Source organism: Chryseobacterium sp. Leaf394, assembly GCF_001424105.1.
Taxonomy (GTDB): domain Bacteria; phylum Bacteroidota; class Bacteroidia; order Flavobacteriales; family Weeksellaceae; genus Chryseobacterium.
The window spans coordinates 726,544-753,360 of the sequence record NZ_LMQH01000011.1; the positions used below are offsets into that span (position 1 = coordinate 726,544).

Genomic DNA, 26,817 nt, shown 5'->3' on the forward strand with positions numbered 1-26,817 from the left:
AAAAATGATAAAAAGAAACTGGCTTTTAATTCCAATGCTGATTCTTGGATTTTATTATAATCTTTGGAGAATTCAAAACGCAGATACTGAAATGGTGTTTCAGGAGTTTTTTTATGCATTTCTGCTTTTATTATTTTTAATTTTTTTCGGTTTTGCTGTAAAGAAAGATTTTAAAAAATATCGTATTTCAAAATCATTGAAGAGTTTTATACCTTCCACAATCGGATTTTTGATCTTAATTTCTTTTGCAGTGAATGCTTTTGTTCTAAGTTTGAGAGATCATTCCCGCGTTATAATGCATGCCGGATATGATGGAGATTTTAATGGTGCATGGTTTGAATTCAGGGAAGACGGAACTTATAAATTTGTTGACCATGCCGGAATCGGAGCGGATATTACACGAGGGAATTATGAAATCAAAGACTCAATTATAACTATTGACAGATGCAAAATTGGAAATGTAATTGTTTCGAATAAACTGGCTGTAAGAAAAGATTCAACTAATACTAAAGTGCTTGTACAGATTGATAACAGACATTCAGTGTTAGATGATTTAATAAAGTTTTCTGTCACGAACTTTAATTGTGATCCATAATTGGTTCATGTAGTATTGATTGTTACTTTGTATCTATGATGTATAATATATAATATATTAGAAACCAGTATAACACATAAAGATTATTCTTTCTTTAAATATTCAATAAACTTAGATGGCGTTAATCCTGTTTGCTGTTTAAAAATGTTCACAAAATAACTGTAAGAACTAAAACCGCACTCTTCGGCAAGATAGGCGATTTTAAAATTCAGATATTCAGGATTGGTTCTGAGTTTTTGCGTGATGTAGTTGATTCTTAATTCGTTGATGTAGCCATTAAAATTAGTATTTTTATGGGTTTTGATAATTTTTGAAAGGTAATTTACATTTGTATTAAACGCTGAAGCGATAGAGCTTAGACTGATTTCCTGAGAAAGATATTGTTCCTTTTTTTCAAAATTATTAAGTTTTTTAAGGAGTTCATTTTCTTTCTCGTCGGAAATATTAGAAACCGTAGTTAATTCTTTTTCACTATTTCTGATTTCTAATTTTTCATGAAGCTGCTTTTCATATTTTTCAATCAATCCAATTTCTGTGATTCTTTTAAGTTCTTTTATTTTTTTATAGCGAATCATCAGTTTTATACTGAAAAATATGATGATTATGATGAGAATTGCAAAACCTGAAATAATAAGGTAAACTTTAGCATCCTGTTCTTTTTGTTTATCGACTAAAATTTGATTTGAAACACTATCTGTTAATTTTTTTTTATTTACCTGATTACTATTAAACTGTTCTAATGCCTTCGTATTATAAATCATAAAATTTTTGGTATCACCCAGTTCTTCATACATAAACGACATATCTTCGTAAATAATCAACAATTTATTTGGATTTTTCAGTTTGATTACAAGAGGTAAAACTTTTTTATAATAATAGATTGCGCTATCATTTTTGTTGGCAGAATAATAGGTTCGTGCCATTCCAAATAAGGCATTTGCTTCTGTGACCGGAGTGTTAATTTTCTTGGAAATAGCAAGAGCATGCCTAGAATAGTATATTGCGGAATCACTTTTTTCAAGGTCTGAATAAGAGGATGCAAGATTAGTATATTGAGTTACAAGCTCATTTTGTCTTATTTTTTCATTACTTATTTTTAAACAGTACTGTAGAGCTATTTTATCATAAACCAATTGCTTTGGCAGATTATTTTTAATCTCTTCAAATATTGATTTACATCTATAAATATTACCTACTGCCACATAATAATCATCACCCTCCAGGTTTTTACTTACAGATAATGCCTTCTCAAGAGTTTCTTCTGTCTTATTGTAAAAATTAGAGTTAGCATAAATATTTGCTAATTTCATTAATGCTCTAACTTCATACAGGTGGTTTTTTTCTTTTTGTGATAAGTCGAGAAGTTTATTAGAAAGTTCTAAAGCTTTTTTCTCATTACCTATGTAATTATAATCTGAGATCAGGTAAAATAAAGATCTCATTTTGCCTTTACCGTAATTGATTTTCTCAGATTGATTATAAATTTTTGAAATGATAAATATAGATTTATTTTTATCAGTTAATTTAGAAGCTTTAGTGATCAAACTGTCAATTGTATCGGGAGCGTACAGTTGTGCGTTCGTTTTTAGAAAAAATGCTACAAGCACGAAGAAGTAGAATTTTATTTTCAAATTTATATTTTTAAAATTATTTTTGTTTTGATTCTTCTTTCTTTAGATAATCAATAAACTTTGAAGGCGTCAACCCTGTTTGCTGCTTAAAAATATTCACGAAATAACTGTAAGAATTATATCCGCATTCTTCCGCCAAATATGATATTTTATAAGTATGATATTCCGGATTATTTTTCAGTTTATTGATTATGTAATTGATTCTTAATTTGTTGATGTATCCGTTGAAGTTATTATCCTTATGTTTTTTAATTACTTTTGACAGATAATTGACATTCGTATTGAAGCTGGCAGATAAAGATGCTAAATTAATTTCCGCAGATAAATATTGCTCTTTTCTCTCAAAGCTTTTAAGTTTTGATACCAGTACATTTTCCTTTTCATCGGAAATGTTTGAATTAATCAGATTCTGCTCTGCTACGGTTTCAGTAAAGATTTGCTGATTTTCAGGATTAGATTTATTCTCCAGATCGGCAATGATTGTAATAAACTTTTTGTAATCTCTTTTATTTTTATAAAACTGATAAAGCGTATATGAAGATACAATTAGTAAGAGGAATAGCAAAGAACCGATCATCCAGTATTTTGTACGATTTGATTTTGCGAACTCTTTTGTATTATCAGTATCAATCAGTTTTAGCGTTTGATTGAGCTCATTACGCTTAGTAACATCCATGCTGTCTTTGAGCTGGAAAAAAATCCTGTCATACTTGATACTATTTTCCCTGTCACCAATTTTTAGATATGCAGCACGTATATANATCGCTCATTTCTACAGCCATTTTAAAATCTCTGTAGCTCTCAGCAATTTCAAAACCTTTAATATATTGATCTATAGCCGCTTGGGGTTGATTTGTTGCTTCATAATATTCTCCAAAATTCCGGTAAACAAAAATCAGATGCATTCTGTCTTTATCAATATTGGCGTGATATTCAGCTTTTTTAAGATAGTAAAGCGCAGAGTCATATTTTTTTACATACAGATAATCATAAGCAATGTTATTATAAGCTCCGGAAACACTGGCAATTCCGGGATAAGGCTTTTTTAATTTCAGCAATTCTGAAAGAAATTTTCTGTGATAATCTAATATCGTATCATCAGAGTCAGTTAAATCAGCCTTGTCACGCCACAGCAATCCTTTTATAATGTGATAATCATCAGTATTCTTATCCATCTGAGTTGCCATTGCAAAAGCTCTGCTGTTTTCAGTTAAAGACTTTTCATCAAGCCCCAACTCATAATAGCTCAACGCTTTTCTTCGTACGGCATGGATTTTTGAAAAATACTTATCACTTCCTCCACGATCTATCACCTTGTTGCAATATTGCACAGATTCTGAGTATTTTCCTAATCTGAAAAAGGACAAACCTATATGATATAAAGCGAATTTGATTTTATCCTCATCATTTGCTTCGTTCGCTTTTTTCAGAAGTTCAAAACTTACCTTAGCTTTTTCCGCAGGTCTTATTTCTAATGACTGCGTTTTTTTAAATAAAAAGTCAATATCATTTGTTACTTTCTGAGCATTAACAGAGATCAGAGAAAAAATAAATAAGAGACTTGAAAAACATTTACGTTGAAAGATCTTTCTCTTTTGTGTATTTGAGAAAGTTTTGGAAAGAATAAAACAGATTGAAAATATTGGTCCGTTCATTTTTATCAGAATCTTTTTCAAAAATCAAATCAGAAAATAGTAAATTTTTTAACCGAAAAAATTAGTGTTTGATTTCAATTTGAAGAGAAAAATATCCTTTTACAAATATATCTTTTTTTATTTACTATGATCTTCTTGTCTGATCAGTTTTACTTTTTAAAGTTATTCTATAAATATAATTAACGAATCATTTATGACTGATTGCTCATCATCTAAAGCGTCGTTATTATATCAATTCAAAAATCTCAGGTCGCCAACTATCTGTTTTTAAAACATTAGAAAACACGATAAAGGGCATATTTGAGAATAAATTTCCAAACAGCTTTCATGAAAAATAATCATTTACACTTAAGCGTGATTTTTATTTTAATTATTTAAAAATCAGTGTTTTGTAAAATTATTTATATATGAGAAATTCGGAATTTTAGACATGTAGTATGGTTTAGGATGGGTAAGAAGAGCGTTAATTTGTGAAATCAAAAATATTGCAAAAACTTAATGATGAATGTACAGATTGGTTTTGATAATATGATTGAAAGAATTTTTTCCTAAAAGGACAAAACTACATATACAAGGTTACAGCCTTCTTCAATTAAAAATATGAAGGTTATTATTTAAAAAAAATATTATCAAATAGTCCAAAATCATAATGCAGATAAATGTTAAAGACATCCACATTGGTAATATCATTAAAGAGATAACAGAGGAAAGAGAAATTACCATACAGAGAATATGCAATTTTTTTAAAATTGACGAACGTGAGGTTTTTAAAATGTTCGGACAGAAAAGTTTGGAGTCTGATCTTATTTTAAAATGGAGCAAGCTTGCTGAATATGATTTTTTCAGACCTTATGTTACGCACCTTATGCTTTTTGCGGGCATAAGTCAAAATAAAAATAATCAGCATCTGAAAAAGAGCGGGGATTTACAGTTTAGAAAAAACATTTACACAAAGGAGATTAAAGAATTTATTATGGAATTGGTTAATACCAAACAAAAAACTTTATCAGAAATCAATGAAGAATACAATATTCCAAAAACTACAATTTACAGATGGATAAGAAAGCAGGATATATTGTAACTCTAACTTAATAAATTACCAAAAAAGATGAAGCCAAACTATACAAGAATATATTTAGATCTTATAAAATATAGGCAGAAAGAGAATCTTGTTTCAGATTCCGTACTTAAGAAGATATATAATATAAAAATGGCTAACGATATATTTGAGATTGAAAGAGCATTGTTCGGCAATAATAATTTCGCTGACAATCAGAAACTTAAATCTTACGATGAAACAACTGTTAAAATTGTGTTGAATCATCAACGAAAAAACAAACTGAGCAATTTAGAATTAAGCAATAAATATAAGATCAGCAGAAATACAATTGCTAAATGGAAGAAGATCTATATCGCATGAAATTATAAAATCCTAACAAACAAAACTTAATAAAAAATGACGAAAAAATTATTTACTACCGCAGTTCTTTTACTTTCTGTTTCGGCTTTTAAAGCACAAGTTGGTATTAATACTGAGACACCAAAATCCTCATTAGATGTACGGGGTAAAACCGATTCAGGAGGCTTATCCATCACAACGGATATTACCGGCTTACAAGCGCCTCGCCTTACCCGTGCAGAGCTGACCGCTAAAGGCAACGCTTTATACGGAGTTGATCAGAAAGGGGCTTTGGTTTACATTACCGATATTTCTGGAGGAGATACACTTAGCCAGAGAATAAAAATCACGGCAAATGGGTATTATTATTTTGACGGCACTCTTTGGCAGTCAGTTTCCAGTGGTGCTGCAACCGGAATCAATTACTTCTATGCACCATCAATGGTTTTACCTACAGTAAATGCCAACCTGCCTTCTTACGCTTCATTTAGTGGCGGAACTTTCACCATAAACCTTTATTCTGCTTACAGCAATGAGTACGGATTGACAGACAGCGGTACAGTAGCTACGAGATCTTCAATTAAGAGTGCAACCTCAACTACATTACCTGTTCTCGGAGCTTCTGCTCTAGAATATTTTGTAATCTATTTTGACAATACGGTATTTGATCCAAATACGATTACTCTGAGCGATACCGGTATTTTAACCTATCAGATTTTGCCTTCAGCTGTCGTTACTGAGAAAACCTTTATGAATATTGTATTTAAAATTAAATAAAAACAATGTTTTGAAAGTGGTCATTTTTTTATATATGGAAAATTACAACTAAAAAAAATTTTATCGGTCTATAAGATGCATTCCACTTTCTGAGCTTGAAATAAACAAAACTTAATACAATACACTATGAAAATAAAAATACTTTTGAGAGCTAAAGTATTATCATTCTTTTTGATGATGATATTTTTAGCGATATTAACAAATCAGGCCAAAGCTCAAAATGGTTATATTTATCTACACCATCAGGCTGCGAATGAAGAGGGTAGCCCTAATTTTACTTTTAATGTAATAGGTGGCAGTTTAAATCAAAATTACACCTTGAATGACCAGACCGACTTTCTGAGCAGTGAGGATCTGGGTGCATCTCAAAGCGGTCGTCTTTGGGCTTTGGCTCGTCCTTTTACAGATCTGACATTTAATAATTTCAAAATATATTACAGAGATACAAACAGTGCAACTTGGGTTGCAATTATAACACCAACAGGGTCACCAAGAGCTATTGATGGTGGTAGCGGAGGTACTGCAATCTATTCGTCCAACACAGCCACTGGAGCAGGACGCGTCTTTTCTATTGCCGCAGATGGTTCAACAACGGATATTTCAGGTAATTTACCTGCGGGTATTGTTTATGATGTATCGGATAACTGGCTTCCATTAGGCTCTGGTGGAAGACAGTATGCCTCTGTACAAGGGCAAAACATCTATCAGCGTACAACTTCTGCATTACCTGCAGTATGGACTGTGGTTGCAAACACACCTTCTCACCGCGTAGATGCTGTTCCGAAAACAAATAACTTATATTATGTTGTAGGAAATAGTACAACTGCAGGGTCTACGGTATTTTATCGGGATGTTACATCTGCTGCTTCAATCAATTTAGGAGCAGGATCTAACACAGATGATATTGCTATCACTGAAGATGGAACTGTGATTGCCGGATATAAAAAAATGGAGGGTACACCATCAGCGCCAATTTGGAACGGTCCGGATGATGTTCAGGGAATGTATGGTTTCAATGTGACCGGTGGACCGAATAATCAGTTTTGGAGCAGTGTAGGTGTTACCAATGTGAATAACGGTAATACTTCTGTAAGACCCAATAGAATTATGACCAGAACTGCTACTAAGAACTGGATAGATGATGAAAGAATCCGAGCGACAGGGACATATAATGATAACTCAGTGTTATTGGCTTTAGCACCGGGAACTTATACCATTACAGAAGCTACTGAACCGTCAGGTTGGAGATTGCAAAGCATTACAACAGATCCTGTTGCTGCAAGTGATGTTGCAGCAAAGACGGCAACTGTTACTGTAACTGCCAACGCTACAACAAATGTTGTATTCAGTAATGTGAACGATGTAGCTTTTGCAATGCCTGCAGATTGTACAGCAGGCTTTACAGAAAACTTCGGAACGACAGAAGCAAACTACGCTTCGCCAACAATTTCAAGTGGATATCATAATGGTGCTCCTATTTTGAATGGAACACCCAATTCCGCAATGGGCTACGGCTACTATGGCTTGATCAAAAATTCAAATCTGATCACCGGAGATTTAGCCTCTGGTAACGGAGTAGAGTATACTACTGGATTTACAGATCATACTTCGGGTTCCGGTAGAATGCTGGGAGTGAATGCGACTGGACAGCCAAGACTAGTTTATCAAAAAAGATTAACGGGCTTAACTGTTGGTGTCGCTTATAACTATTCTGCATGGGTAAGAAGTGCAGATATCAATGCTGGTACTTTACCAAACGTTGGATTGCAAGTTTTACACCCTATAACTGGTGCAGTTATATTTTCTACCCAGTCGGGTACTATTGCCAATGCAAATCCACCAGCTGCATGGAAACAGGTTGTCTTAAATTTTACAGCAACTACAACGAGTGTTGATATTGCGGTAGCTAGTTTAACAGCAGGTGCATGGGGAAATGACTTTGCAGTAGATGATATCAGTCTTGTTCCAGTGAAACCCACTGCTCCCATTATAGGATCAGTTACACAGCCAACTTGTTCTGTACCTACTGGAAGCATCGAACTAAGCGGTCTTCCTGCAGGAACATGGACGTTAACTGATACCGTAGGAGGAGCCACAATAACTGGAACCGGAACAACGGCTACATTTGCCAATCTTGCTCCTGGCACACATGCATTCACAGTTCAGCTTTCATCAACATGTGTATCTCCAGCAACAAGCTTTACGGTATTGAATAGTGCCACTCCACCAGCCGCAGTTATTCTGGCAACAGGACCAACAACTGTTTGCCCGGGAGCAAGTGTAGTGTTAACTGCATCACCTGCTACGACGTATCAATGGTACAATACTTCTGGAGCAATTGCCGGAGCTACAAACCAACAGTATGTAGCGACATCAACAGGAACTTACTATGTATTGCAAACAGAAAATGGCTGTACTTCTGCCAATTCAAACTCAATTTCTGTAACCGTTCAGGATACAGTAGCACCAGTTTTTGTAGCTTCTGCCGGAACACAAGTAGTAAGTGACTTAATCGATTTCGATACAGCATCTACAACAGCAGCAACTTCGCCTGCTAATTTTCCACAGTCTTACGGTTCTGGTGCTGCAATGGTGACGATAAATCAATCAACTGCTGGTACTATCAGTAATACTTCAACAGTGGGTTTTTCTGCTGGAACACCCGTTCCTAATGCTAGTCCCGGAAAAGCTCTGGAAATGCAGGCTAATCCTAATGTGAGCAGAACCAATACATTAACTTTCCCACAAAAAATCCAAAATCTTAAATTTGCAATGTCTGATCTTGATGGCGGTGTTCAGATTGCTTTCCAGGCTTATAATAACGGTGTCCTGCAAAATGTAACATTAACACCATTAGCTACTACGGGAGCGCAGGTTTCGGTTTCAAACAGTGGTACTGCTAATGCTTCACTTATCGGCCCCGGCGGCGCTTATGGAGCTAGTGGAAGGCAGGCTGCAGTAAATGTCGATATCCCAGGACCAATCGATTCGATAGTTCTTGTTTACACGATACCTTCCACTCCGAATTCAAACACCAATAATAATCTTATTACGGATATGAGTTTTGAGCATATTTCAAATACTCAGGTTGTTGCCACCTTACCGGTAAATACTACAGTAAATTGCAACGCAATCCCGGCTGCACCAACGCTTTTAGCCGCAGACAACTGTGGAACTGCAACGGTAGTACCAACGGAAACCATTGCAGCCAATACACCGGCAGCAGGACAATCTACAATTACCAGAAGCTGGACGGCAACAGACGGATCAGGAAACACAACGGTTCATACACAGGAAATTGTGGTTAATGGTTATAGTGCACAGCCAACAGCTGCATCAAACCAAAGTATTTGTGCTACCAACTTCACAACTTTAGAAAGTATTGTAATCACAGGAACTGACATCAAATGGTATGCAGATGCTGGTACATCCAGTGTTTTGCCATCTACAACTGTACTCACGAATGGGACAACTTATTATGCCACTCAAACAGTTGCGGGAGGTTGTGAGAGCTCTCGTGTACCTGTCACTGTACAATTGAGAAATTGCTCTTGGATTAACCCGGCACTAAGATTTAAGGCAAGTAAATAGATGAAAATAGTTTTTAATCAAATAACCTATTAAAATAAAAAAATATGAAAAATACAATGTTCTTTCTTACGTTTTTAGGTTCCGCACTATGTTTTGCCCAAACAACAATCAATTCTTTTATCGGAGACTGGAATCAGAGTGACGGTAAATTATTGAAAATAAGTGCGATGTCAAATAATGAAAGTAATACAAAAGCGCGCTATAATTACGGTAATCATTATTTCAACTCTTCTTTTTCAACGCCGGATCAGTATAATTATGTAGTCGTATATAATGCGACTGATAATACAATTACGTTTTCTTACATTAATATTTATGTTGATTATCTAAACCTAACCACTTATAATAATTATAAGTATAATGTTACCAATATTGGTCAAAACCAAATGACGCTTACTAATAGTGTAAATGGCGAAGTCATAACTTTTACAAAAGGAATTTTAGCAACTTCCGACTTATATAAATCTGCCAAAGATGTTATTTTAGCTGAAAATCCTGTTCAAGATGAGCTTATTTTGAAATTCAGTGGGGATGTAGATCAGAAACAAGTCAAGATTTATAATATTGATGGTAAGCTGTTGAAAAAGATAAAATATTCTACAGAAAAACCAACTAATATTAGTGATTTACCAAAGGGGATTTATATCCTGGAAATTGAAAATAAAGATCAACCTGTAAAGATCAAAATGATAAAAGATTAAAATTGATTTCAGTGAAACCTTCTTACAAAAATACGTAAGAAGGTTTTTTTTGATCTTAATTGATTTTTAAAACTTCAGCTAACGTTGTAATGGTGGTAAGTATAAACTTTGATTACAAATGAGTCTTTGTTGATGATGCCTGCACTTCTAAGACTTAAATAATAATGAGAAGATCATACATATTTCCAAAGAGAAATTGGCTCACTCAGCAAAATATTCCTAATACTAAACAAGAAACCTCTTCCAAATCGAAAGAGGTTTCATTATTTTAAATTTAAATCGCAATTTCTATTTCACAGAAATCTCATCCACAAATACATACGCGTCGCCACCTGCACCCTGATGCCATGCCGGAAGTTTGCCAAAGTGATATGCTTTTACTTTCAGATAACGGGCTTCAGTTGGAAGAACGTCTGTTGCAAAATCTTTCACCTGAACGGTTTCATCCTTCGCATCAATGTTATTTTCCAGCGTTTTCAGAAGAATAAAAGTTTTTCCATCCATTGATGCGTAATATTCTACTTTTTTCGGCATTAAAATCCATGCACGGCTGTCCTGTAAGTAGGTTGAGGAAATATGATTCATCTGCTGAGGAGATTTAAAATCAATAATTGCTTCCACAGTTTGTCCCTGATAGCCCTGCCATTCGCCTTTTCGCCAGTTTACGTCACCGTTGATTCCGTCGATGATTGAAAGTTTTCCACCTGCTGTGTACTGAGGGTTTGCTGTTGCATTGATCCTCACATCCCAATGATTCGGGCGTTTGCTGAAATGAGCTGTCGTAATCGCACTCTTTTCACCACTTCTTTCCGCATACGTAGAAACCTGCGTCGTTTTGTTGATGGTGAAGGGTTCTTTGTACACTTTAAAAGTCTTTCTCGCGTTAGCATCATTTTCATCCATCGTCATGTAATAGACTTTATCTTTCGCATTCAAAGGTGTAATTTTAACCTGAGTAGTGAAATCAAAAAGTCTGTCTGCTGCGATGACCGGAGAAGCAGTTTGTTCGGTGTATTTTAAGTCTTTGGCAACTTTTACGTTTTCAAAACCTAATTTTTTAAGTTCACTTTTAGGAGTGTTTTTCGTGATGATTCTTGTCGTTCCGTCTTCCAGATGAAGTTTAATTTCATCAAAATAGGGCGTTACCGTTTCCCATTCAGGCTTTCCGGGAGTTACAGAATAAATTCCCATGGTGCTCAGAATATACCACGCACTCATCTGTCCGCAGTCTTCATTTCCAATCAGACCATCCGGAGCATTTTTGTAGAAATTATCAAGAATGTACTTGATTTTTGCTTCTGTTTTCTGTGGTTTGTCGACGAAATTATAAAGGTAAGCAATGTGGTGGCTCGGCTCATTTCCCTGAGCATATTGTCCCATCAAACCAGTGATATCCACCTGTTCTCTTCCGGTTGTTTTGTCCGGAGCAGCAAAAATTGCATCAATAAACTGTTCAAATTTCTCCTTTCCGCCATGCGCCTGAATCAATCCCGGAATATCCTGCGGAACGAAGTAAGAATAATGCCACGAATTTCCTTCCGTATAATTGTTATTCACTTCTCTTGGGTCAAATGGCTCATACCAGTTTCCGTTTTTTCTTGCCTGCATAAAACCGTTGTTTGGATTGTATAGATTTTTCCAGTTTTGAGAACGTTTCATGAAGTATTCGTAATCTTCTTTTTTATTTAAAATTTTCGCCATCTGAGCGATACACCAGTCGTCGTAGGCGTATTCCAAAGTTTTAGAAACACTTTCGTGCTCATCATCAATGCTGATGTAATTATTCTGTTTGTAAGCACTTAATCCAAAAATATCCTGCATTGCCGAATTTTTTGAAGCTTCAAATGCTTTTTCATAATCAAAACCTGTAATTCCTTTTGCCATCGCGTCTGCAATTACGGAAACACCGTGATAACCGATCATACACTCCGTTTCATTCGAAGCGAGTTCCCAAACGGGAATTCTTCCGCCCTGCTCACGCTGTTTGATGAAAGTATTCACGAAATCTGCCGTTCTTTTTCTGTCAATCAGAGTCATCAACGGATGTGCACCTCTGAACGTATCCCAAAGCGAGAAAACAGAATGGTACCCGAAGTCTTTTGCCATGTAGAACTTATTGTCTCTGCCACGGTATTTTCCGTCAGCATCCATATTGATGTTTGGCTGTGTGAAAACGTGATACATCGCCGTGTAAAAAACGGTGAGTTTATCTTTATCGTCAGACTTCACTTCAATTTTTGAAAGTTCTTTATTCCAGTCTGCAACCGCCTGCGTCTGAATTTCATTAAAATCATTTGATTTTCCTTCAGCAAGCATATTTTTTCCTGCACCTTCGTAACCTGTTGGAGAAATTGAAACTTTTACCAGAATTTTTTCGCCTTTTTTAACTTTATTTGAAAATGTAATTTGAATTTCATCCCCTTTTATAATACTTTCAGGTGTAGATATTCCTCTTTCGATTGGTTTTACAACGTGTTCTTTAGATATAAACATTGGTTTGGAAAATTCAATTCTTGCATAAATTTGTTGATTGGTCGCCCAGGCTTCACTTCTTCTAAAAACTTCAATGGTTTTGCTGTCGATGATTCTCACTTCACCTTCCAATAACTTATCTCTGTGATTTAAATCTAAAACAATGTTGGCGTTTCCTGCTTTATTGAATTTATATTCGTGATATCCGACTCTTTTTGTCGTGGTTAAACGGACATCAATGTTATGTCTGTCTAATTTAACGGAATAAAATCCGGCTGTTGCTTTTTCATTTTTATGAGAAAATTTCGATGAATATTCTTTCGGAGTCAGTCCCGGAGTTCCCATTGTCGGCATCAGCATTATATCGCCGTAATCTGAAACACCAGTTCCGTTCAAATGGGTATGTGAAAAACCGTAAATCACCGAATCTGAATAATGATAGCCGCTGCAGCCATCCCAGCTTCCGTCGATTCTGGTGTCGGGAGAAAGCTGAACCATCCCAAAAGGTACGATCGCGCCTGGAAAAGTGTGGCCATGACCGCCCGTTCCGATAAAAGGATTAACGTATTGCGAATAATTTTGTGAAAATGAATTATGAGCAATTAATCCTAAAAGAACGAATAATATTTTCTTCATTGATATTAAATTTAAATCGCCCTAAAATACACAAATTTTGGCTTCACAAAAGAATTTATCTATCACCACGTTTATTGATTCTAAATAGCTAAAATTTCCGTAAATTTGTGCTCAATTTATATTTTTATGTTGACTAAAGAAAAAGTTCAGGATTTCCTTAAAGAAATAGAAGTAGATGACTTGGTAACAAACTTTCAGGTAATGGGCAGCGATGTGTACATCGACATGACCGCTCATTCACCGGCAATGCACGAAAAAAAGAAGCTTGAGGCGGCAATGAAACAGGCTTTTGCAAGTGAATTTGGTGAAGAAATTAATTTAAAACTTAAAATAGTTTCTCCTGAGCCAAGTGAAGTTCAGCTAAGTCAGATCAAAGGAAAACAAATCCCTGGAATTCAAAATATTATTGCCATCGCATCCGGAAAAGGAGGTGTTGGTAAGTCTACAGTTGCTGCGAATCTTGCGGTAACTTTAGCAAAGATGGGTTTTAAAGTTGGAATTTTAGATGCCGATATTTACGGACCGTCTGTTCCTACAATGTTCGATACAGAAGGGCAGAAGCCGATTTCTGTTGACGTGAACGGAAAAAGCTTAATGAAACCAATCGAAAATTACGGTGTGAAAATGCTTTCCATCGGATATTTTTCAGGTGCTAACCAGGCAGTAGTCTGGAGAGGTCCAATGGCTTCAAAAGCATTGAACCAAATGATCAGAGATGCAGCTTGGGGAGAACTGGATTTCTTACTAATTGACCTTCCTCCGGGAACTGGAGATATCCATTTATCTATCATTCAGGAAGTTCCGGTAACGGGAGCGGTGATCGTAAGTACGCCTCAACACGTTGCTTTGGCGGATGTGAGAAAAGGAATTGCCATGTTCAATATGGAAAGTATCAACATTCCGGTTCTTGGACTGATAGAAAATATGGCTTATTTTACGCCGGAAGAATTACCTGACAATAAATATTATATCTTTGGAAATCAGGGAGCGCAATATCTGGCAGATGATTTAAATATTCCTGTGTTGGGAGAAATTCCGTTGATCCAGAGCATCAGAGAGGCTGGAGATGTGGGAAGACCTGCAGCACTTCAGGAAAATTCAAAAATTGCAGAAATTTATACAGAAACTGCGAGAAAAATGGTAGAGAGCTTAGTAGAAAGAAACAAATTTCTACCGCCTACAGAAGCCGTGAAAATCACGACAATGGCAGGTTGCTCGCCAAAAAAATAATTAATCAAATTTCAAAATATTTTTTGAAAAGCAAACCCAAATATGGAGACAAATACAACACACGAAGAAACTGTAACTAAGGTAATGGAAGCTCTTGAAAGCATTCGTCCGTTTTTGAACAAAGACGGCGGCGATATCGAGCTTTTGGATGTGAAAGATAATACCGTTTTTGTAAAACTTCTGGGAAACTGTTCAGGTTGCTCTCTTAATTTCTCAACTTTGAAATTAGGGGTAGAAAACACCATTAAGCAACACGCTCCCGAAATTGAAAAGGTAGTGAATGTAGAATAAAAAATACGACGATATATTTTTTAAAGACAGACTTTTTAGGTCTGTCTTTTTTGTTTTAAAATGTTGAACGCGCAACCTTGTCAAGGTTAATCTGCAAGGTGATGGTAACCTTGACAAGGTTTATATTGAATAATAGCTTCAAATATCAATAGGAATGGGCTTTAGCCCGTTTTCTAATTGCTCATTCAAATGGCTTTAGCCAAAATTTATATTTTAGAACTAATGTATGACTCAATCTCAGCAAGGCTTTCATGGAATTTTTCCAGTCGGTGATTGTCATCCACTTCAATTAATTTTACATTATTTAAATCTTTTTCAAAAAGCCAGTTCTGACCTAAAACCGAGTCTTTTTTAGTAGCAATTATCAAAGCATTTTCAGGATTATCAAATTTCTGTAGTTGAGGAATCAATGTTTCTGGAAATTCAAAATCTGCAACTCGTTCGTCAATATTCAGAAGCGGACTGCTTAAAATCAAAATTGAATTTTTGTCCTTCTGTGATCTTCTTTCACGAAGTTGATAAGCGAAATTTGCTCCGGTAGAATCTCCTACTAAGATTGGATTATCAATATTTTCCAATTTCAATTCTGCTTCATCGAGAAGTTCGGAAATGTTGCTGTCGTTTTTCCATTCAATAAAATCGTAATTGAATTGGTTTTTAAAATAGTCCTTTAGATTGATAAATTTTCTGGAGTGCTGGTCTGAGCCGAGACCGTGGATGTAGAGGAGAGTGGGTTTCACGATACGTTATAGATTTTATTAAATTTAAATTTAAAAATACAAAAATTTTCAGATAGAAAAGAGGCTCTATTGTATTTAAAAAACACATAAGATAGTTTTATTCTGACTCCGAAAACCTAGTCAGAGTTTTTCTTTTATGCTTAATTTTCACGTGCTTAATTTTTTGGTTTTTCTCACCTATTTTTCCAAGATTTATCTCAATAGTAAATTATCCTGACAAGTTTTTTTCGGGTAACAAAAAGTGCAGTGTTTAATTTTTTTTAATAGAATTTTGCTTTTTAACGAGCATAGAGCGATCATATAGCAATGATATACCGATCATAGAGACGTAATAGGGTTTAAATCTTTTAAATTTAAGAACTGTTTAACTTTTTTTGATAGCTGAAATTTTTTAAGATAACCTTGACAAGGTTGATTCGCAACTAATTTTTAATCAAACAAAAAAGCCCCGAAAAATTTCAGGGCTTCAACAAAATCAAATATGAAAATTTTTACTTTACAATAACTCTTTTTACTTCACCTTCTGAAGTCTTAATTAAATAAACTCCGGTGTTAAGTTTTGAAGTGTCGATGGTTAAGGCAGATTTTTCTTTGCCAAGAAGTTTGCCGCTCATATCGTAGAGTTCATAACCCTGAGCTCTGTTGAAATACAGAGTATTTCCTTTGTTCACAGGATTTGGGAAGATATTGAAAGTTGCTTTTTCAGTTTTTACTTCACCTGTAGATAATGTTGGTGAAAGGGCAACTTCGTACATCGATAATGTCCCACTGATCTCGTTGGCAACGATGACGTAGGCTTTTCCGTTGGTCATATTGGCGGCAGGAATGAAAGTGATTCCTTCCGGACCGTTGTCGCCACCAAATGCAGACGTGGATCTTGAATGTTTGTAATCAACAAACGTTACGTTGTTCGGATCTGTCACGTTGTAGACCATCACGCCTCCGGTTCTTTCCAGAGTGATGAATGCGAAAGTCTGTCCGTTGATGGTTCCCAATGTAACGCCTTCCGGCTCAGGACCTTTTGCTCGGCTTCGGGTTTTGGCTCCGTTGGCTTCGTTATCGGCATTGAAAATCAATGGATGGTAGGCTGCGGTGTGTCTTTCAAACTGATCTCCGCTGTCGAAAACGATTTGTTTCGTATCTGCATTGAAAATCGAGAATGATCTGGCTCCCAAAGCATGGATTTCTTCGAAATCTGCGTCTCCATCGGTGTTTCCATTTACATTCGTTACTCTGAATCTTCCTAAATTATGTGAAGCTTTTAGAATCGAAGCATTTGGAAACAGGGTTGAATCTAAAGTATATCCATTTGCTCCAACGGTTGTTCTTTCGCTGAATCCGCCAAGATCTTTTTCATCACCTTCATTGGCTGTAACCAGATAATTGGTGTTTCCAATTTTGTATGAAGCCATTGCATCCGGATTGTAGTACGCTTTCACAGGCCAGTTGGCAATTAAAACTTCGCCGTTATTGTCCGAAGCATCGAAGCCGTTTCCTGGAAGACTCATATCTTTTTTACCTAATCCCCAAATTCCGGTTAACGCTTTTGTCGCTAAATTAACTTCAATAACCGCATTGTTTTCCTGACATGAAACCCATGCTTTCTGGCTGTCCGGACTGATCGCGATATATTCAGGTTCAAGATCCTGAGCCAAAGTGCTGGTCGATTTTACTTTTCTTCCTCCGGTCGCAGCTAAAGTAGCTTCCTGTCCGTTAAACTGAGTAAATCCAAGTGTTGTTACATTCGTCTGCGTCAAAGCCTGAATTCCAGCAACCGTTAAGGTAGGCACATCAATAATACTGATTGAACCTTCCGGATCTACCGTGTACGCATCGTTCGGTTCGCCCTCGTTTGCGGTCATTACTTTTGTTCCATCTGGCGTGAAAGTGATCATATCTGGTAAAACCCCAACATTAAGTTGCTTCAAAAACACGCCGTTGATGTCAAAAAATACAACCGAACCATTTCCTTGTGGATTTGTTCCGTTTGGAGAAGCAACTGCAATAATTCCGTTCTTTACAGCGATGCTTGTAATTCCACCATAAGGAGCCATGTTGATGGTTTGAATAACCGTTGGTGCATTAGGATTTGAGAAATTTATGATATCAAAAACGTCTGTTAAAGAACTGATGGTAAAAAGTCTTTGAGTGGCAGCATCATGAACTACAATTTCTGTGGAACTTGTGCTGTTTCCTGAAGGATCGAAACTTCCGATGTAATTTAATGAAATTTGATTGGAAGGAACCGGTGCCGCTTTATCGTTATCAATAATATAAATGGTAGCATTGGCATCGCCAGTAATTGTTGTACCAACCGGATTTTCAAGTCCAACAACAAAATATTCAGCCTGCTGTTCTTCCAAAGTATCGTCGGTAATTGGAATATTAACGGTAACGCTTGTCGTGGAAGGTGTAATGTTGATGGTTTGATTAGCCAACGTAAAATCACTGCTGCTGGCAGTATTGAATGAAACAGGTTTTACCACTAAATTGACGGTTGCGTTTGAAGGATTGTTAACGTTGATTTTAAAAGCTAACGTTCCCGCATTTTCATTGACTTTAATTAAGTTTTTCTCCAATGCAATGCTCGTTCCTGCCGTAGTAAAAGTACTTGAAGTCGCTGCTGTTACCGCATTGTCGCTAGTATCTTCAACAAGATTTGGTTTTAAAGCTAAATAATAAGCCTGATTCGGAACCAAACCTGCAGTTGGAATTATCGTGATTGCATTGTTCGCAAAAGTTGTAGTGAAAGGAACTACTGCTCCGATAGCATTGTTTAATTTTAATTCAACCAAGCTCTGAGCGTTGGCAGACGTGATTGCAGAATTGTCGATCAATCTTACATTTTCATTGAATGTGATCGTAGGATTTACTGTTGTCGACGCATTGTTCACGTTATTTGCCGGCAAATACGCAACAGAAGGAGGAGTCGTATCAACACCACCTGCTGGTGTGGCATCTACCGTGAAATTATCAAATCTGTTGTTTCCTACGGCGCCTCCTGAGCCAGCTGCAAATTCGACTTTCAGTTTAAAATTAGGATTATTTGAAACTCCCGCAATTGCAGAAAAATCTAAAGTCGTTAATGTAGGTGCACCATCCGGCGGAGAAACAGTCTGGAAAGTCTGATAAGTTGTTCCGTTGGTAGAGTATGACCATGTTTGAGTTCCCGCTCCGGATCCTGATCTTCTGGTGATGAATTTTACAATTACATTATTATAACCCGTTGTAGGAATATTAAATTGTAAATTTCCAAAAGTTGGATAGTTGTATCTCAAATGCGTACCGATTGGATCGCTGTTTCTTGCATTTTCTGCAGTGAAATTCTGCCCAGTTCCGTTTGCAAAATCTACAAAGGTGTTGGGTAAACTTGTCGACGCAGTAATTGATCCTGCTAAAAGGGTAGAAGTGGGAGCCAATATGGCTGCTTCCGATGTACTGTTATTAAAGTTCCAGTAGTGAACCAATGTGGTCTGTGCAGTCAGCGCACCGTGAAACAATGCGGCAATAGGCAGTAAACCTCTCAAAAGGTATTTGTTCCTCATTTTTACAATTTATTATTTGTGCAAAAATGAACGTTACAGGTTGTGAGGGTTTTACGGGAAGGTTATGAAATGGTTAAATGTTTTGGTCAAAAAGTAGGTAGTTTTAAATTATTGTTAAAACCTTGAGAAATATTTCATAATAAATCAATTGATTTACAGCAAATTCCTATATTTTCTTTTTACAGATCTGGAATTTTTGAAACACTCTCTTAATTCTTCAAATAATGCCGACTTCATCTCACCCCAAATAATATAATCACTTCCTTCATTAGGATATAATTCCTTCATTTCAGAAATTTGATAGTCGTCAATCTGATGTCCGTAAAGGTAAGTTGTAAAATCAAAATGTTTACCGCAATTTGTGACCTGCTGTTTAATGGAAATTACAAAACAATTTAAATTAATATCTGATAATTCGATACATCCACTATCAACAGTAGAATTTTCAGGAATAGTATCTTTTCTGGTCGGAAGAGATGCTATAATGCTTTTTTCGCCATCACATTTTAGCACCACATAATATTTAGGCTTAGCCAAATTTCCATTTTTAAAATAAAATGGATCAAAATAAATAATATGACCTTCCTGAAACATTTACTTAATTTGTTTCAATATAATCAGAATAAATTTCCTTTTTTCGCTCATCATGAGCGATCAATTCGCTCATATCGATCAGATACTCAGTATTATTTATTATTTCCTTTTCTAGTAGGTCGAGTACATTTTTATCTTTAGCAGTATTATGCCAAGGAGCATTAATTCTGTGAGTGTAAGATATCAATTCTTTTGCAGACTTATTTCCAAATTTTTCAACCACAAAATTCATCAAATCAATATCATTATCAGAAAATTCATCATCATTAAATTCTATAATTGGGGTTACAAAATTAATCCCATCATCATTATTCTTCTCAATGTAATTTTCTAAAAGCTTCGGTTCTGATGACAAGTCTATAAACAACTCCTCAGATACGGGTCCAAATTTCCAGACTTTATATTTCAGATTTAAGAAAGGAATTCCGCTTTTTTTGATAGAAATTTCGTCTAAAATATAAAGTAATTTTAAAAGCTTAGTTTTGGAAAGGTGTGGTATTTTTTGACTTAGATACACAACAGTATTGCCAATTTTTTCAAGTTGATTCTTACTAAATTTTATGTATGCAGCTGTATTCATTAATTTGCAAAGTTAAATAATAAACTTTTCTAACGAAAATTTTAGCACTCAGATTATCTATAATTTAAAAATAATGCATTCTTCATATTATAGAATACAAATTTGATTTACCATTCCCTCCACTCCTCAGTAATATCTTCATTAGGTTTGCTATAACCTTTCTTCACGCTTTCAAAAATCATTATTTCTGCAATTAGCTCACGTTCAGAAGTCTCAATCAGCCCAGAATTACATTTTTCATTGAGTCTATTCAGTTTTTCGATAGAATTTTTTACAGTATTCATTCCTGCATCTTTCGAAGTTGAAATAGAAAGTTCTGAAATATATTCTTCAAGAATTTTTAAACATTCCTCCACATCAGTTTTTGTGTAGGAAGGACTTGCAACTTCCATATAGTCAAGCATCGATTTCTTGAGAAGAGCAATTTTATCTTTTTGACTTAGTTTCTCATACAGATTTTTCTCATTCATTATTTCGGTTTGCTTTTGTAGAGATTGTGTCTTCTTATCTTGTCCTTCACAAGAATTTGTCGTAAGAATGATTGCTGTAAAAAAAGTTATAAGTCCAAATTTCATCATTTTAAAATGTTTTTAACGTCGAATATTCTTTTTATTCCTCCCCCGAAACCCTCTCATAAATATTATGAATCAACCCATCCGCTACAGAAATTTTCGGAACAAAAATCTTGTTGATGTCCGCCCAGTGCATTACAAAATTGTAGATTTTAAGGGCGTGAACCAAAACATCCGCTCTGTCCTGTCTGAAGCCGTATTTGGTCATTCTTTCCTCAACCGTTAGTTCGTTGAATTCTTTGTAAGCCTTCTTAAGGTAAGCAATAGACATGGGTTTTCCGTCTTTGGTTTTGCTCATCGAGAACACTTTGTTGATGTTTCCGCCGGAACCGATGGCTACAATCTGTTTTTTGCTGCTGATGTTGGCCTTGATTTCCTCTTTCATTTCCTTCCAGTTGTCGTCTGTCACGAGATTGTTAAGAAGTCGGATGGTTCCGATGTTGAAAGATTTTTCGTAGACCATTTTATCATTTTCGTAGAATGTTAATTCGGTAGAACCACCGCCAACGTCTACATAAAGATAGGCAAAATCTTTGTCAAGACCTTCTGCGACGTGATTTTCGTACACCAGAGTTGCTTCTTCGTCACCGGAAATAATTTCAATGGAAAGATCAGCGTAATTTTTTACTTTTTCAATAATTTCCTTGCCGTTTTCAGCATCACGCATCGCGCTGGTGGCACAGGCTCTGTAATGTTCAACTTTATACACTTTCATCAGATCACTGAAAATTTTCATTGAATCCAGGACCATTTGTTCACGCTCGTCACCAATTTTTCCAAGGGTGAACACATCCATTCCCAATCGCAGAGGAATACGAAGGAGATTTAATTTAATAAATTCCGGTTTTCCGTTTTGAATTTTCACCTCGTTGATTAAAAGTCGGGCTGCATTACTTCCTATGTCTATCGCTGCAATGATCATGTTCTTGATTGTGTATTTTATTGAATTTCAGTCAATTAATTAAAAATAAAAGATTTATAAAAACCGAATGTACAAAAATATTTTTGTCTGTTGTGATTTATAAGGCTAAAAAACCTTTGCAGAAGCTATTTTCCACCCGTTTTTGCTTTCAGATATTTGTAGGTTTCAATCTGTGAACGGCATTCTTTTTCACCGTTACTGATGTATTCATTGCTTAATTTTTTATCTAAAATTCTTGCTTTTACATTATCGCTCAGCTGAATGTCAAGTATATCTTTCAGTTCTTTCTTGAGGTTTTTGTCTGTGATTTTTGCCGCAGCTTCAATTCGGTAATCCAGGTTTCGGTTCATCCAGTCGGCAGAAGAAATGTAAATGTCTTCAGCGCCTTTGTTGTAGAAATACATCACTCTAGCGTGTTCCAAATATTCGTCTACAATGCTGATGGCTTTTATTTTTTCTTTAAAATCCTTTTGATTAATGGCACAGTAAATTCCACGTACAATGATTTTAATAACCACTCCGGCGGCGGCGGCCTCGTAAAGTTTGGTGATCAATGCACGGTCACTTACTGAGTTGGCTTTAATGATCATCTGCGCTTTTCTTCCTGCTTTTGCTTCTTCAATTTCTTTATCAATATGATGTACAATTTTTTCACGCATAAACTGCGGACAAACCATCAGATTCTTGCAGGTTTTCAGTACAGAAAGATAATCGTCTTTAGGTTTCTTCAGTACTGTAAAGACTTTGTTGATATCTGCCATAATGCCTCTGTCAGAAGTCATAATCAAATGGTCCCCATAGATTCTGGCTGTTTTTTCATTGAAATTTCCAGTGCTGACAAATCCGTATTGTAATGTTTTATTATGAACACGTTTTTTAATAATACAAAGTTTAGCATGAACTTTTTTATCAGGAATTCCTATTAAAACAGTGATTCCTTCCGGCTCAAACATTTCTTTCCATTTTAAATTGGATTCTTCATCAAATCTTGCCTGAAGCTCGAGCATTACCGTCACTTCTTTGCCGTTTCTCGCAGCATAAATTAAAGCATTGCTAATTTTTGAGTTGCTCGCCAATCGGTACGCTGTAATCTGAATAGATTTCACATCAGGATCCATCGCTGCTTCACGCAAAAGGTCGATGACAGGCGTATATGTGTGGTATGGGAAACTCAAAAGAACATCGTGTTTCAGAATAACATCGGTTACTCTTTCGCCATGCTCAAAAGCTTGGTGCGTAAATGAAGTTCGCTCAACCGGCTTTTTATAGTATTCAAAAACATCAGGAAAATCCATAAAATGTTTAAAATTATGAATCTTTCCTCCAGGAATGATGCTGTCTTTTTTGCTTAAATTTAATTTTCGGATCAGCAATTCAAGCATTGCCTTATCCATGTCTTTATCGAAAACAAAACGGGTAGGTTTGCCTTTCCGTCTGTTTTTCAGTCCTTTTTCTATTTTTTCGGCAAAATTGGTTTTGATGTCGTTATCAATATCCATTTCTGCATCTTTGGTCACTTTAAAAGAGTTGGCAGAAAACTCATCATATCCAAAGTAAGAGAATATATGTGGAAGATTGAAAGTAATGACATCTTCCAACAGCATGACATTTTTTTCTTCTAGATCTTCCGTCGGAAGAAGTACAAACCTTCCCACAAAACGCGATGGAATTTCAATAATTGCGTAATTGCTGCGGTAGTTCCAGTCTTTTTTTCTCATGGCAACACCAAGATATAGACTCTTGTCTCTTAGATAAGGCATCGGCGTGTTTTCATGAAGAAGGATCGGAATTACATTGGATTCCACCACTTCATCAAAATATTGCCTCACAAAATTCTTCTGAATGGCAGTCAGATTTTTTGAAGTTTTAATGAAAACCTTCTGTTCTGCCATTTCAACCTGAATTTTTTTCCACGTCCTGTCGAAATCTGCCTGTTGAGTAATCACAATCTCATTTATTCTCTGAAGAATTTTTGACGGGGGCTGATAAAATGATTCGGCTATTACTTTTTCCTTGAAATCCATCGCACGTTTCAGTCCGGCAACGCGCACTCTGAAAAACTCATCAAGATTGTTTGAGAAAATCCCTAAAAAACGAATTCTGAGGTGTAGAGGCACGTTTTCGTCCATTGCTTCCTGTAAAACTCTTTCGTTAAATGCTAACCATGTAACATCTCTGGGATTAAAATGTAAAGACATATTTGTGTATAAAATTTCTCAAAAATACTAATAAAACCAGTCTTTTTTTTGATTCTTAAGTTAATTCTTAATTAAATTTTTAGTTGAAGAAAAATGAATCTATGGGTGGAAGTTTTTTATATTTTTTTTGTTGGTTCAGACATGAGGATAGATAAGTTTTTTTTGTATTGTGTTTTAGGGAGACAATGGCATTTCAGTGAGCTGAGAATACGAAGTTTTTTGATTAACTCTTTGTGGAATCGACAGTAAGCAAGCTTTAAAAAAAGAGGCTTCGACAGGCTCAGCCTGACACGTGATAAATGCTTATCTCGATTTATATATTATTTTGATCTACAAACGATAAGAATTAGCGCTGTCACGCTGAGCCTGTCGAAGCGTTTTCACGAGGAAAAAATTAAGTTTAAATCCAAAAAAATTCAACAGTAATAAAATTTTAGTTTAAATATTATCGAAACTTTAAAGATTTAATAATAAAGTGAAATATCTTGTCTTTCTTGTGCTAAGAAAACAGTTTCATCACTGTCATTTTAAGTCAAATCTATTTAAAAGTTGTCTGAATTTAAATTTAAAAAATCCAAAACTGTCAATTTGTCATAAAAATTCCCATGGTACAGATATTGAGAAAGTGAGAGTGTTATTACAATTTAAAAAATTAGAAAAAATATAAATATTATGAGTAAAATAATCGGAATCGATTTAGGTACAACAAACTCTTGTGTTGCCGTAATGGAAGGTAAAGACGCTGTTGTAATCCCTAACGCAGAAGGTAAAAGAACAACGCCATCTATCGTGGCTTTCACAGAAGATGGAGAAAGAAAAGTAGGTGATCCTGCTAAAAGACAGGCGGTAACCAACCCGAAGAAAACTGTTTATTCTATCAAAAGATTCATCGGTACACACTTTAAGGAAGATGCGAAAGAAATTTCAAGAGTTCCTTACGAAGTGGTTGCAGGACCAAACGATACTGTAAAAGTAAAAATCGACGACAGAGAATATACACCACAGGAAATTTCAGCAATGACCCTTCAGAAAATGAAGAAAACTGCTGAAGATTACTTAGGTCAGGAAGTAACAAGAGCGGTAATCACTGTTCCTGCTTACTTCAACGATGCTCAGAGACAGGCTACAAAAGAAGCTGGTGAAATCGCCGGTCTTACAGTAGAAAGAATTATCAACGAGCCTACAGCAGCTGCTTTGGCTTACGGTATGGATAAAGCTCACAAAGATCAAAAAATCGCAGTGTACGACTTAGGTGGTGGTACTTTCGATATCTCAATCCTTGATTTGGGAGACGGTGTATTCGAAGTATTATCTACAAACGGTGATACGCACTTAGGAGGTGATGACTTTGATGATGTAATTATCAACTGGATGGCTGATGAGTTTAAATCTGAAGAGGGTGTAGATCTTAAAGGTGACGCAATTGCTTTACAAAGATTAAAAGAAGCTGCTGAAAAAGCGAAAATTGAATTATCAGCTTCTGCTCAAACTGAAATCAACCTTCCTTATATTACAGCTACAGCTACAGGTCCTAAGCACTTGGTGAAGACTTTAACTAAAGCTAAATTCGAGCAGTTATCTGCAGATTTGGTAAGAAGATCTATGGAGCCTGTTGCCAAAGCATTGAAAGATGCAGGTTTATCTACTTCAGATATTGACGAAGTAATCTTGGTAGGTGGTTCTACAAGAATCCCGATCATTCAGGAAGAAGTTGAGAAATTCTTCGGTAAAAAACCATCAAAAGGAGTTAACCCGGATGAGGTTGTTGCAATCGGAGCGGCTATTCAGGGTGGAGTTTTAACCGGAGACGTGACAGACGTACTTTTATTAGACGTTACGCCACTTTCTTTAGGTATTGAAACTATGGGTTCTGTATTTACTAAATTGATTGATGCAAATACAACAATCCCAACCAAGAAATCTGAAGTATTCTCTACAGCTTCTGACAACCAGCCAGCTGTGAGCATCAGAGTAGGACAGGGTGAAAGACCAATGTTTAACGACAACAAAGAAATCGGTAGATTTGATTTAACAGATATTCCACCGGCACAAAGAGGGGTTCCTCAGATCGAAGTTACTTTCGATATTGATGCGAACGGTATCCTTAGCGTTTCTGCAAAAGATAAAGGAACAGGAAAAGAGCAGTCTATCAAAATTCAGGCTTCTTCAGGTCTTTCTGACGAGGAAATCGAAAGAATGAAGAGAGAAGCTCAGGAAAACTCTGCAGAAGATGCAAAAAGAAAAGAAGAAGTTGAAATCTTCAACAAAGCTGACGGATTGATCTTCCAGACTGAAAAGCAGTTGAAAGAATTCGGTGAGAAATTATCTGCTGACAAAAAAGCAGCCATCGAAACTGCTCACTCAGAATTGAAAACTGCTTACGAAGCTAAAAATGGAGAAGAAGTAAAAGCTAAAACAGAAGCTTTAGATGCAGCATGGATGGCCGCTTCAGAAGAAATGTATGCTCAAGGTCAGGGTGCTGACGCAGGAGCTCAGGATAATGCAGGTGGAGCAGAAGATGTACAGGATGCAGATTTTGAAGAAGTGAAATAATTATTGATTGATATTAATCAATAAAACATATAAAACCGCTACGGACGAATGTCTGTAGCGGTTTTTCTTTTTTGGTCTGAATTTTTGAAGCCAAAATCCACTTTTGCTTATTGTTTACATGTTCTCAGAATGGTA

19 protein-coding genes are annotated in these 26,817 nt (G+C 35.8%); 9 read left to right on the forward strand and 10 right to left on the reverse strand.

From position 1 onward, the window contains the following. The first annotated feature begins 4 nt into the window (after positions 1-4). Positions 5-595, forward strand: a complete 591-nt coding sequence (locus ASG21_RS07795) for a hypothetical protein (RefSeq protein WP_056077919.1) — start codon at positions 5-7, stop codon at positions 593-595. Positions 596-678: 83 nt separating this feature from the next. Here the strand turns inward: ASG21_RS07795 and ASG21_RS07800 are convergent, their stop codons facing one another. Next, a complete protein-coding gene (locus tag ASG21_RS07800; RefSeq protein ID WP_128414246.1) occupies positions 679-2,226 on the reverse strand; it encodes a tetratricopeptide repeat protein in 1,548 nt (515 codons plus the stop codon). A 16-nt stretch (positions 2,227-2,242) separates the two neighbouring features. Then, positions 2,243-2,986 (reverse strand): helix-turn-helix transcriptional regulator (locus ASG21_RS19920; protein WP_206743168.1); only part of this gene is annotated, 744 nt, incomplete at its 5' end. Positions 2,987-4,530: 1,544 nt separating this feature from the next. On the opposite strand from ASG21_RS19920, the gene ASG21_RS07815 reads away from it, so the two are divergent. The 5 genes from ASG21_RS07815 to ASG21_RS07835 all read left to right on the forward strand — a co-directional run bounded on the left by ASG21_RS07815 (position 4,531) and on the right by ASG21_RS07835 (position 10,349). Continuing rightward, positions 4,531-4,962, forward strand: coding sequence for a hypothetical protein (locus ASG21_RS07815; protein WP_056077926.1), 432 nt, complete (start codon positions 4,531-4,533; stop codon positions 4,960-4,962). A 129-nt stretch (positions 4,963-5,091) separates the two neighbouring features. Further along, positions 5,092-5,301, forward strand: a complete 210-nt coding sequence (locus ASG21_RS07820) for a hypothetical protein (protein WP_128414247.1) — start codon at positions 5,092-5,094, stop codon at positions 5,299-5,301. A 36-nt stretch (positions 5,302-5,337) separates the two neighbouring features. Next, positions 5,338-6,057 (forward strand): hypothetical protein, encoded by a 720-nt coding sequence (locus ASG21_RS07825; protein ID WP_056077932.1) that lies wholly within the window; start codon positions 5,338-5,340, stop codon positions 6,055-6,057. Between the two features lie 126 nt (positions 6,058-6,183). Further along, complete coding sequence (locus ASG21_RS07830; protein ID WP_128414248.1) at positions 6,184-9,648, forward strand: hypothetical protein; 3,465 nt, start codon at positions 6,184-6,186, stop codon at positions 9,646-9,648. Positions 9,649-9,692: 44 nt separating this feature from the next. Then, complete coding sequence (locus tag ASG21_RS07835; RefSeq protein ID WP_056077940.1) at positions 9,693-10,349, forward strand: T9SS type A sorting domain-containing protein; 657 nt, start codon at positions 9,693-9,695, stop codon at positions 10,347-10,349. 288 nt (positions 10,350-10,637) lie between these two features. On the opposite strand, the gene ASG21_RS07840 is transcribed toward ASG21_RS07835, so the two are convergent. Further along, positions 10,638-13,457: a GH92 family glycosyl hydrolase gene (locus ASG21_RS07840; protein WP_056077943.1), complete on the reverse strand. Its 2,820-nt coding sequence runs from the start codon at positions 13,455-13,457 to the stop codon at positions 10,638-10,640. Positions 13,458-13,583: 126 nt separating this feature from the next. Here ASG21_RS07840 and ASG21_RS07845 point away from each other — a divergent pair, with 126 nt between their 5' ends. Further along, positions 13,584-14,687: an Mrp/NBP35 family ATP-binding protein gene (locus tag ASG21_RS07845; protein ID WP_047445419.1), complete on the forward strand. Its 1,104-nt coding sequence runs from the start codon at positions 13,584-13,586 to the stop codon at positions 14,685-14,687. A gap of 42 nt (positions 14,688-14,729) precedes the next feature. Next, positions 14,730-14,978, forward strand: a complete 249-nt coding sequence (locus tag ASG21_RS07850; protein WP_056077944.1) for a NifU family protein — start codon at positions 14,730-14,732, stop codon at positions 14,976-14,978. A 206-nt stretch (positions 14,979-15,184) separates the two neighbouring features. Here the strand turns inward: ASG21_RS07850 and ASG21_RS07855 are convergent, their stop codons facing one another. The 7 genes from ASG21_RS07855 to ppk1 all read right to left on the reverse strand — a co-directional run bounded on the left by ASG21_RS07855 (position 15,185) and on the right by ppk1 (position 24,129). Continuing rightward, positions 15,185-15,718, reverse strand: coding sequence for an alpha/beta hydrolase (locus ASG21_RS07855; protein ID WP_056077947.1), 534 nt, complete (start codon positions 15,716-15,718; stop codon positions 15,185-15,187). 491 nt (positions 15,719-16,209) lie between these two features. Beyond that, on the reverse strand, positions 16,210-19,263 hold the full coding sequence (locus tag ASG21_RS07860; RefSeq protein WP_056077950.1) for a choice-of-anchor I family protein: 3,054 nt from the start codon (positions 19,261-19,263) through the stop codon (positions 16,210-16,212). Between the two features lie 153 nt (positions 19,264-19,416). Continuing rightward, positions 19,417-19,857, reverse strand: coding sequence for a hypothetical protein (locus tag ASG21_RS07865; protein WP_056077953.1), 441 nt, complete (start codon positions 19,855-19,857; stop codon positions 19,417-19,419). Positions 19,858-19,861: 4 nt separating this feature from the next. Next, a complete protein-coding gene (locus tag ASG21_RS07870) occupies positions 19,862-20,437 on the reverse strand; it encodes a Panacea domain-containing protein (protein ID WP_056077954.1) in 576 nt (191 codons plus the stop codon). Between the two features lie 107 nt (positions 20,438-20,544). After that, entirely contained in the window at positions 20,545-21,015 is a 471-nt protein-coding gene (locus ASG21_RS07875; protein WP_056077958.1) for a hypothetical protein, read from the reverse strand. 31 nt (positions 21,016-21,046) lie between these two features. After that, complete coding sequence (locus tag ASG21_RS07880) at positions 21,047-21,931, reverse strand: exopolyphosphatase (RefSeq protein WP_056077961.1); 885 nt, start codon at positions 21,929-21,931, stop codon at positions 21,047-21,049. A gap of 125 nt (positions 21,932-22,056) precedes the next feature. Then, on the reverse strand, positions 22,057-24,129 hold the full coding sequence (ppk1, locus tag ASG21_RS07885; protein WP_056077964.1) for a polyphosphate kinase 1: 2,073 nt from the start codon (positions 24,127-24,129) through the stop codon (positions 22,057-22,059). A gap of 672 nt (positions 24,130-24,801) precedes the next feature. Between ppk1 and dnaK the strand changes: the two genes are divergently transcribed. Beyond that, entirely contained in the window at positions 24,802-26,682 is a 1,881-nt protein-coding gene (dnaK, locus tag ASG21_RS07890) for a molecular chaperone DnaK (RefSeq protein ID WP_056077966.1), read from the forward strand. Positions 26,683-26,817: the final 135 nt, after the last annotated feature.

Bases quoted from the DNA above. Each gene is read 5' to 3' on its own strand.
- ASG21_RS07820 (WP_128414247.1), top strand. From the start codon at position 5,092: ATGGCTAACGATATATTTGAGATTGAAAGAGCATTGTTCGGCAATAAT.
- ASG21_RS07860 (WP_056077950.1), bottom strand. From the start codon at position 19,263: ATGAGGAACAAATACCTTTTGAGAGGTTTACTGCCTATTGCCGCATTG.
- ASG21_RS07795 (WP_056077919.1), top strand. From the start codon at position 5: ATGATAAAAAGAAACTGGCTTTTAATTCCAATGCTGATTCTTGGATTT.
- ASG21_RS07880 (WP_056077961.1), bottom strand. From the start codon at position 21,931: ATGATCATTGCAGCGATAGACATAGGAAGTAATGCAGCCCGACTTTTA.
- dnaK (WP_056077966.1), top strand. From the start codon at position 24,802: ATGAGTAAAATAATCGGAATCGATTTAGGTACAACAAACTCTTGTGTT.
- ASG21_RS07850 (WP_056077944.1), top strand. From the start codon at position 14,730: ATGGAGACAAATACAACACACGAAGAAACTGTAACTAAGGTAATGGAA.
- ASG21_RS07830 (WP_128414248.1), top strand. From the start codon at position 6,184: ATGAAAATAAAAATACTTTTGAGAGCTAAAGTATTATCATTCTTTTTG.
- ASG21_RS07815 (WP_056077926.1), top strand. From the start codon at position 4,531: ATGCAGATAAATGTTAAAGACATCCACATTGGTAATATCATTAAAGAG.
- ASG21_RS07845 (WP_047445419.1), top strand. From the start codon at position 13,584: ATGTTGACTAAAGAAAAAGTTCAGGATTTCCTTAAAGAAATAGAAGTA.
- ASG21_RS07865 (WP_056077953.1), bottom strand. From the start codon at position 19,857: ATGTTTCAGGAAGGTCATATTATTTATTTTGATCCATTTTATTTTAAA.
- ASG21_RS07840 (WP_056077943.1), bottom strand. From the start codon at position 13,457: ATGAAGAAAATATTATTCGTTCTTTTAGGATTAATTGCTCATAATTCA.
- ASG21_RS07875 (WP_056077958.1), bottom strand. From the start codon at position 21,015: ATGATGAAATTTGGACTTATAACTTTTTTTACAGCAATCATTCTTACG.
- ASG21_RS07870 (WP_056077954.1), bottom strand. From the start codon at position 20,437: ATGAATACAGCTGCATACATAAAATTTAGTAAGAATCAACTTGAAAAA.
- ASG21_RS07835 (WP_056077940.1), top strand. From the start codon at position 9,693: ATGAAAAATACAATGTTCTTTCTTACGTTTTTAGGTTCCGCACTATGT.
- ppk1 (WP_056077964.1), bottom strand. From the start codon at position 24,129: ATGTCTTTACATTTTAATCCCAGAGATGTTACATGGTTAGCATTTAAC.
- ASG21_RS07825 (WP_056077932.1), top strand. From the start codon at position 5,338: ATGACGAAAAAATTATTTACTACCGCAGTTCTTTTACTTTCTGTTTCG.